2 protein-coding genes are annotated in these 2089 nt (G+C 57.7%); both read left to right on the top strand.

What is annotated here, in order from left to right:
• Positions 1–1474 (top strand): lipoprotein insertase outer membrane protein LolB (locus A3754_RS19880; protein ID WP_063521079.1); only part of this gene is annotated, 1474 nt, incomplete at its 5' end.
• Positions 1474–2031: an FMN-binding protein gene (locus tag A3754_RS19875; protein WP_082904811.1), complete on the top strand. Its 558-nt coding sequence runs from the start codon at positions 1474–1476 to the stop codon at positions 2029–2031. The genes A3754_RS19880 and A3754_RS19875, both read left to right, overlap by 1 nt.
• Positions 2032–2089: the final 58 nt, after the last annotated feature.

The following is a 2089-nucleotide window of genomic DNA, read 5'->3' as shown; positions in this document are numbered from 1 at the left end:
CTTCAAGCAGCTGGGGGAAAATTATCAGCTGGCCGTGTTGATGGATGACCCGGTGGGCGCCCCCAAGGCGGTGATCAGCGGCAATGTCTATGCGCCGCAAGAAGAAACCCTGGATGTGATGGGCGGGGTGGAGGCCAAGAAGGTGGCTGAGCACCTGCACGCCCAGCTCCAGGCCGGCGATTTGTCCTATTGGGTGCGCGGGCTGCCTGCTACGGCCAATGCGGTGATCTATCAGGAAAACATGTACGTTCCGGATTCTATCGAAGAAAAAGGCTGGAACATTGCTTATCAGGATTACATGTCCGTGCAGGGGGGCTATCGCTTGCCTGCAGATATGGAAATGAAATCCGAGGCCGCGTCTCTGGATCTGGAACTGGTACGAGCGGAAACCGGGTTTCTCACCAACCCCTGTGATCAGGGCATCGCTGATGACCAGGAAACGGGTAATCCTGACGGTGCCTATGACTATGCCAGCGATGATGCGGTGAAACGGTTGGTGCCTGAAGATGGCAGCGCGCCGTTGCCGCTGTGGATTGATGAAGCCAACTTCTGCAAACAGCTGGCCAAGGTCCATAACAACACAATGCCCAATCCCCGGGAGGGGCTTTTTGGCCCGGATTCCATGATGTGGAAACTGGATGGTTTGAGCGCGCCACCCGCCTTTGGTGCCGGTCGTGCACTGTTGCTGCAGGTGGCTCATCCCTGGGTAACCGCAGGTATTGATCAGCACTCGCAAGTGCGTAATGACCCCATGGGGCGGGCCCGCCGCACTTTCTATCATATCTCCAGCATGGTGTTTGGCAGCATGCCCCAGGCGATGGCTTCGGCGAACCAGGTGCGGGATATCCATGAGGAAATTGACGGTGAAATGACCGAAGAGGCCGGTGCTTTCCATCGGGGTTCCGAATACCGGGCCAACGAAATCAACGCCATGATCTGGGTGCATGCAACACTGTGGGAAACCATCGTTCACATGTACGAGAAACTGGAAGATGACCTGACCCCGGAAGAGAAAAACCAGTTCTACGAAGAAACCAAACTGTTTGCCATGTTGTTCGGGATTCCGGAAAGCGCCTTGCCCACCGACTGGGACGCGTTCATGGACTATAACCGCGCCATGTGGGAAAGCCCGCAGCTGACGGTGACTCCCAATGCCATGCAATTGAAGGAAGACCTGTTTGACGCCAAATCCATCTGGATGATCGCACCACTCTGGGGGCAGAAAATCATCACTGCCGCAGAGCTGCCGCCGCGTATTCGGGATCAGTACGACATGAAGTATGGCTGGTGGCAGAAGTTCAACTATGGCTGGATTCGTGGCGCCACCTGGACCGCCCAGGTGTTGATGCCCAAGAGCATGGAGCATCACCCGATTTATCATGAAGCACAGGCGCGCCTGGCAGGCGAGCGGCTGGGCGGTTATAACCAGTGGTTGATTGAAGCCTTCTTCGATAAGGAACGGTTGGTGAATTGATGGTGCGTGGGGTTGGCCTGTTGATGGTGGCGCTGTGGTGCGTCATGAGCGCCCCGGCGCAGGCGATCAGCGGCTATGACGAAACCGAGTTTATGACGGTGGATACTTTTTTGTCCCAGGTCTATGGCGAGCCATTGCCGGGAATGTCCCTGCTGCCGTTACGTGGCGATCTGCGTGACCGGGTAGAAACGGCACTGGGACACCGGTATCGCGGCTTGCGATTGCGTTACTGGCAGCAGGGAGGCGTGACGACCTGGATCATCGACGAAAAAAGCAAGGACATGCCAATGACGCTGGCCGTGGCGGTGGGGGCGGCCGGCATTACTCACCTGAACGTGTNGGTATACCGCGAACCCCGAGGCGGCGAAGTGCACCAGGCATTTTTCCGTCAGCAATTTGTCGGGATGACCCTGCAGGATGACCTGAGCCTGTCCCGTGAGGTGGATGGCATTACCGGCGCCACCCTGTCGGTGGATGCCGTCAGCCGCGTGGCGGCCATGGCCCTGTTGCTCCATCAACACGTCATGGCCTCGCAGGCAGAACCGGCCACAGACTGAATCCCGCCCTTCCCAAAGCCGTCCTCACGTCTCACTATCGAACCATTGACGCTGCCGG

This window comes from Alcanivorax sp. HI0083, assembly GCF_001635175.1.
Note: the sequence above shows the minus strand (reverse complement) of the source record. Positions and strands in the feature narration are given on the sequence as shown.